This window comes from Candidatus Woesearchaeota archaeon (assembly GCA_003694805.1).
Lineage (GTDB): Archaea > Nanobdellota > Nanobdellia > Woesearchaeales > J110 > J110.
Genome location: RFJU01000107.1, coordinates 1 through 6,260 on the forward strand (window position 1 = coordinate 1; position 6,260 = coordinate 6,260).

The 6,260-nt window shown below is 49.2% G+C and carries 5 protein-coding genes; all 5 read left to right on the forward strand.

All coding sequences use genetic code 11. The features are described 5' to 3' along the window. Window positions 1-279, forward strand: a 279-nt coding sequence (locus D6783_03880) for a hypothetical protein (GenBank protein RME52745.1), incomplete at its 5' end; no start/stop codon positions are given. A gap of 2 nt (window positions 280-281) precedes the next feature. Continuing rightward, window positions 282-557 carry a hypothetical protein gene (locus D6783_03885; protein RME52746.1) on the forward strand — a complete coding sequence of 92 codons (276 nt, stop codon included), beginning with the start codon at window positions 282-284 and terminating at the stop codon, window positions 555-557. 200 nt (window positions 558-757) lie between these two features. Then, window positions 758-2,476: a hypothetical protein gene (locus tag D6783_03890; protein RME52747.1), complete on the forward strand. Its 1,719-nt coding sequence runs from the start codon at window positions 758-760 to the stop codon at window positions 2,474-2,476. Window positions 2,477-2,495: 19 nt separating this feature from the next. Then, on the forward strand, window positions 2,496-5,675 hold the full coding sequence (locus tag D6783_03895; protein RME52748.1) for a WD40 repeat domain-containing protein: 3,180 nt from the start codon (window positions 2,496-2,498) through the stop codon (window positions 5,673-5,675). 2 nt (window positions 5,676-5,677) lie between these two features. Beyond that, window positions 5,678-6,260 (forward strand): hypothetical protein (locus D6783_03900; protein ID RME52749.1); only part of this gene is annotated, 583 nt, incomplete at its 3' end.

Sequence of the window (6,260 nt, forward strand, 5' to 3'; positions counted from 1 at the left end):
GTTCACAACAAAGAAGACATTGAGTTCTTCAAGAAGAACCCACGCTTCAAAGAGAAGGGAGAGAAACCAAAAGTGGAACCGAGAAAAAGTGCCGACAAAGAACTCGAAGAATGGCTGAAGGGAACCAAACTGTCGGAGGCAAAAATCAAAAAACTCGTCAAAGCATACGAAGACAAAGAACTGTTCCTGCAGCAACTCAAGTTCGGAGAGAAGCCAAAAGAACTCACAGAGAAGGAACTTAAACTGCTGCTCAAAAAAATTGAGAAGGAGGGAGAATAAGAATGGCATTCGCATACACGGTAAACAACAACGGAGTTCCAGAAGTGTTGGGACGCAAGAGAATGGTGTCGGGAACCTTCACCAACGGAGCAACAGATACAGGCGGCGACATCAAAACAGGCCTCCGCAGAGTAGAATTCTTTGCGGTGCAACTCACAGGAGCAGCAGTAGCAAGCAACGCACCCGTAGTGAATGAGTCGTTCCCGACAAGCACAGGCGACATCACAATAGTGACAGACGCCAACGCAGACGGAATATGGTACGCCATAGGAGAGTGAGGTAAATGGCTTCAGGAGATGTCAACATATACGGCCCATTCAACCCCACAGACACAACCACGATAGACACAGCCCTCACAGGCAATGTGGTGGCCGCAGACCTCATGGTGCCGTATTACCATAAAGGCCAAGTTTACTTTGTGGTCGTCAAAGCATAAAACGACGACCAAACCTTTATTTTTTTAGCGGAGGCCCTCACGATGACAAAGAACAAAACAATAACACTCCTCGCAATCATCGCACTACTCATCCCCCTTCTTACCATAGCAGCAGACACCAGCCCCTTCGGGGATTTTTCAGGACTCGGAATATTCAAAATTTACAACTTCACAAACATAACAGCCGACAAATTCTGCCTCAACAACAACGCACCTGACTGCATATCTTCCTGGCCGTCTGGAGGAAGTGGCGGGGGAAACACCACAGAAGAAATACAAGACGCAGTAGGGAAGGGATTCACAAACGGACTCGTCTACAACGACACAGCCAACCAATTCTATTTTAACACGACATACGGGGCGAACTATTACCTCCTCAAAAGCCAGGAACCAACCCTGAATGTCAACAGCAGCACCTATGTCAACGCCAGCGGAGTGCTCAACGAATATTGGTACAACACCCTCGCCGAACTCCAGACAGCAGTAAGCAACGACTTCCACAACCTGGGAGGAACAGACGACGACAACCCAGAACCAGGAGAAGTGGACTGGTCAGACCTCACAGACCAGGGAACATTTACAGACGCCAAATGGTGCAGTTATTCTTCCACAACAGGATACATAACCTGCACGGTCAACCCCGTAACAGACACGGACACAACCTGCGACGGCAACACTTGCAACATAGCCAACACAGGAACCCTGGACGGATACGAAGCAACAGACCTCCTGGACAACACAGACAGCCAAACACTCTCGTACAACCCCACAACTGACGAAATAAGCATCAGCGGAGGAAACACAATAGACATCACAGAAGTCGACACGCAACTCTCCGAATCCCAGGTAGAAAATTATGTGTTCGACAGCGACAACGCAGGAAACCTCATAACAACAGGCCAAGTAAACGCTTCAGACCTCTGCATTACAGGGGGAATCTGCCTGTCCGAAGCAGGAACGGGAAGCGGGGACATCACAGAAGTCAACACTCCAGGAAAATACTTGTACGGCGGAAGCACATCGGGAGCCGTCACGCTACACCTGAACGAAACAGAGCTCAACAACACCATCGACGCCAGACAACCCTTCGGATCCAGCATAGACGACACAGAACTCACGGCAGAATCATTCGGCGACTTCTCCTGCACAGGAGCAGAAGACGGCTGCACGATCAACGCAGGAGTCATAAGCGACAACGAAGTCAACGCCCTCTCCTGGAGCAAACTCAACAACTACCCATCAGCATGCAGTTCAAGCCAAACCATCACGGCCCTGGGCGACACCCTCACTTGCACGGCAATAAGCATCACCGAAAGCCAAATATCTGACTTCGCAATAAGCAGCGCAGACATAACGGACAACACAATACAAGAAGCCGACCTTAAAGTCGTAGACACGCCATCAGACGAAGACATCCTCACCTACGAAGTAACAGGCGGGGACTTCGAATGGCATTCGGGAAGCGAACTCTGCACGGCAATAACAGGAAGCGCCGACCTCTGCGACGGAAGCGATGCCGACACGCAACTCACTCAGGAACAAGTCGAAGATTACACAGGAGCAATGGTCAGCGGAAACACAGAAACAGGAATCACAGTCACATACGACGATTTAAACGGAAAACTCGACTTCGCAGTAACTGACAATTATGTGGACACAACAGGCGACACCATGACGGGAAACCTCGCAATGAGCAACAAGAATGTGACAGGAGTCCAATGCATAACCTTCAACTCTGGCGGAAGCATTTGCTCCACATAAAAAAACCCAGTGAGTAAGTATGAAAGCAAAACAGACCGTAATCGGCGGACTCATAACAATAATAATCCTTCTTAACGGAGCAACCCTCGTCCTCCAACAAACAACAGACAACCCCAACTACGATGTTTGCAGGAAAGGCAGAACTTACGGAACCTGGAAACTCATCACTCCAGACAAGCCATTGCACCTATCCAAATTCGCACCCGCCCTGGGACGCTACCGCTGCAGCGTCGAAAGAACCACACGCTGGTGCAGAAAAACAACACGCACCCGCTGCTACTACTTGGACATGAAAAGCATAACCAGGAACAAACTCCTTCTCGACGAAGCCAAAGATGACAGACCATTCATCGTCAAGTCCAGACAATACGAAGTTCTCAAAGAGAACAGACAAACATTCACAATCCTGAACAGCACCGTAACCTACAGCCCAGGAAACCTCATGCAACTCGAAACAACACCCGACGGAAATATCAAATTCGGATTCGAGAACGCAGGATGCTACCTCGTAACCAATGTCCAGAGAATGGAAGGGTACGACGCAGTAATCGGATACCGAAACTGCACAGATCCCCTCACACACGAAGAAACCAGATGTCCCGTCAGAATAGAGAACAACATGCAGGTCAAAACCTTTAACATAACTGTATGCGATAGGAACGATCCGAGAGAATGCTGGACAATCCAGGAACAAAGAGAAGTAGGGCGCCTTACCTACAACCCAAAAACACACACTTTAAGAGTATGCCATCAGGACAACTTCGATCCAGCCGTAGCCACAATAAGCAGTTTTAACAACAACCAGCGAAGCACAGCCAAAGACAGCAACGGGAACTGGTGGATAGCCGCAAGCGATTCCAGTAGCGACCTCCGAGTATACAAAAGCACAGATGACGGCCAAACATGGACAATGCACAAACTCCTCCATGTAGGAACTGTCAGAAGCGCAAGTTACACGATAGCCCCAGACGGAACTCACTGGATAGCAGCAGCAGTAGGTAATGGCGTAGAAATAAGGGTTTTCAACTCGTCAGACGACTGGACCACATGGAACGAATTCACAATCCACAATGTGAACCAATACCCCTGCGGCTTCAGACCTTACGAAGGCGCAAGCATAGCAGCAGACAAAAACTCCAACATATACTTGGCCTGGGCAAGCGATATGAGTTTAAACTACACAGGCGATGGCTCAAGCGATTACGGCAACGGATGGGTGTTTTTCCACTACTACAACAAAAGCACAGGGCAGTGGAACACTCCAGAGAACGCTGACTGCCACGACCTCAACCAAACGGATGTCAGAGTGGAATGGGACGGAAGCCCCACACAGGGAGGAAACGGAAACAGAATGGCTGATGTTGTCGTAACCAGCGACAACCAAGTATTCGTCACATGGTGGAACCTGCACCACGACAAGTACTTAATCGACAAATGGACAGGAACCTGGGCTGACAACGAAATATACACTTATGACGGAGTAGACATGGGAGGAGCAGGAACCTGGGTGGACGACCAGGACAGAATATGGGCCGCATTCACAGAAGGCGGAAAAATAGTAGTCCAAAGACAAAACGCAAGCACCTGGAACTCCCCCTGGACAACCCTCTCAGACCAGGAACAAGCATTCACAGTAGTCGATTATGAGAACGCAAACAACAGAATACCAATCATAACAACCAACGACAGCAGAGCAGTAGTGGTATACCAGAGAGAAGACGCCAGCGTAACGGACAACCAAAACCTCTACTACGGAATAAGCACAGACGACGGTCAGACCTGGCTGTGGGATGTCCTCCTCATAGACCTGGACCAAAGCGGAGCCGCAACAGCATACTTCCCAAACCCAGCAACATTCGGAATCCCGTCCTGGGCAAGCAATTATTCAGGAACGCACCTGCCAATCACTTTCTATAACGGAACCTCAACCCTCACATTCAAGTACATAGAAACAAACGGTCCACCAACAACACCATCAAGCATAACCTGCAACGGAGGAACCTGCAACACCACAATAACCTCCAGCCCCGTCACAATGAAGTGCCAAAGCACAGATCCAGACGGGGACACCATAACTTACGACCTCAAAGCAGCATACTACTCCCCAATCCTCAACACCACAACAAACAAAACACTCACAACAGCAACCAAAGACATCGAAACCACAGGAAACCCAGGAACAATCGACTTCTCAACCGACTACAACAACCCATCATACGCAACCACAGAAGACGGCGGAACAACATGCAGCAGCGGAACAACATGCTACGCTGTCGGAAACATCGACTGGTCTTCGGGAAGTTTGCTCGCCAACTACACAATGACCTTCGACTACGACCTTTCAGGAAACAACGCAAGCCAAATAGGAAGCATGACCTTTAAAATCAAATTCTGCAACACAGGAAACGCACCGAACAACGGTTGCGCAAACGACAACGCAGAATGGGAAGACAGCCCAACCAGCAGCGTACTCTGGGACGGCCAAACATACCCAGGATACGGACAACTCTCCGCATTCGTCTACGATTGGAACACAGGAGAATGGGTAGAATTCGCAGGAACAGACGACAGAATAAATGTGGGCGACCAAGCAGGCGGAAATTATGACGACCAACTGTACACAGTTTCCTGGACGCTGGACAACAGCGTAACACCCAGCGAAGGATGGATAAACAACACAGGAACAATGAGAATCAAACTCATGGAATGGGGGGAAATAGAAGCAAACGCCTGGGAAGTATCCCTCTATGTCGACTACGCATTCCTCGATGTCACATTCGGAAACCAGAGAACAGAAGAAACAATTGGAAACTACACAGGCACAAGCGGGTACTCCTGGGATGTAACCAGCAAAAACGGAATGACCTACTCAGAACTCCTCTGCAGAGCCAAAGACCAAAACGGAACCAACACTTGGACATCAACACTCACGCAACCAACAAACCTCACAATCTCCCTGACAGGAGGAGGAAGTTCCTGCGATTGCCCAAGCCCAGCAAGCAATTGGCAATGGGACTACAGCGAAGGATGCACCATAAGCAACAACTGCAACATAGACGGGTACAACATCACAGGAACGGGAACAGGAAGCATAACCTGCAACGCACAAATAACTGCAGACAACATGCAACCACTCACAACAGGGCAACAATTAAATATCGGCTCGTCTTGTAAGATAACACTGAACGGAGGAACATAAAAATGCCACTCAACCCAAGACACGAAGACATCAGGGGAAGCGACCTCACAGGAAGCAACGGGGACACCAACAGAACCTACACCCTGGCATACAGCAACGCCCAAGACGCAAACTTTTCAATAGTCGTCGGGGGAACAACACTCCAACCAGGAGTCCACTACACCAAAACAGGCGACCTGATAACATTCCTCAACCCAATCCTGGACTCAATGTATATCACACTGGACTATTGGACCAGCGACAGCGCAGGAAGCGTTACCACAACTTACTGCAACGCAGAAGACATCCAGCACGAACTCCAGTTAAGCACGGCATTCAGCGCTTCAACCAAACCCTCCCTCACAACCGTCAACGAATGGATAGTCCAGGCAGAAGACAGAATCGACCAAATCACAGGACACTCCTGGAGAACCACAACCAGAGCAGAAGAATACTACTCTTTAAGCAGAAATTACGAATACCGCTTCGGAGCAGGAATCAGAATCAACCTGGGCCACAGAAGAATCAAACAACTCGACAACAGCCAGGGAGATGTCCTCAAAGTTTGGAACGGAAACGAATACGAAGATTGGCTCTCAACCAGAA